Source organism: Arthrobacter sp. B0427-1-12 (assembly GCF_059092905.1).
Map to the genome: position 1 here is coordinate 1 of NZ_JBNHIC010000220.1, position 449 is coordinate 449.

Consider the following 449-nt stretch of genomic DNA (forward strand, 5'->3'; position numbering starts at 1 on the left):
TCTCCGCTTTGGACTGGCCGGAGGAGAGCATCACTGCCCGCTGCGCCTCGGTCATTCCGGCCTCGTCCAGAACCGCTGCCATCAGGTCCCGGCGGACCCGCGGTTGACCGTCGGCCAGCACCCGAAGAACCGGAACCATAAACTCATGCCATTTGGGAATCGGTTCAACAACGGCTGGAACAGCTTCGTCCGTCACAATCCTCCTTCGAAAGCCGCGCGCGGCAGGAATGCATAGAGCATTTCAAACAAACCGGGCCGGAGTCTACGGAACATCCCGGGACCTGCCGCGGGAGGATGCAACAGAGAAGAACCGGTGAAGAATGAACCGGGCGGGTTTGGGTAGATCTTTGGGTTTTCTTGCCGAAAATCTGAGCCGGACACGGGACGATTCACCTGACAGAAAAAAGCATTCCGGCGCCCGTGTGAACCATAAAGCGGGGCCGGAAATA

2 protein-coding genes are annotated in these 449 nt (G+C 58.8%); both read right to left on the minus strand.

All coding sequences use genetic code 11. The annotated features are described in order from the left end of the window. A partial coding sequence (locus AC5RWU_RS24645) for a winged helix-turn-helix domain-containing protein (protein ID WP_493986793.1) occupies positions 1 to 196 on the minus strand: 196 nt, incomplete at its 3' end. Then, a partial coding sequence (locus AC5RWU_RS24650; protein WP_493986794.1) for a hypothetical protein occupies positions 193 to 449 on the minus strand: 257 nt, incomplete at its 5' end. The genes AC5RWU_RS24650 and AC5RWU_RS24645, both read right to left, overlap by 4 nt.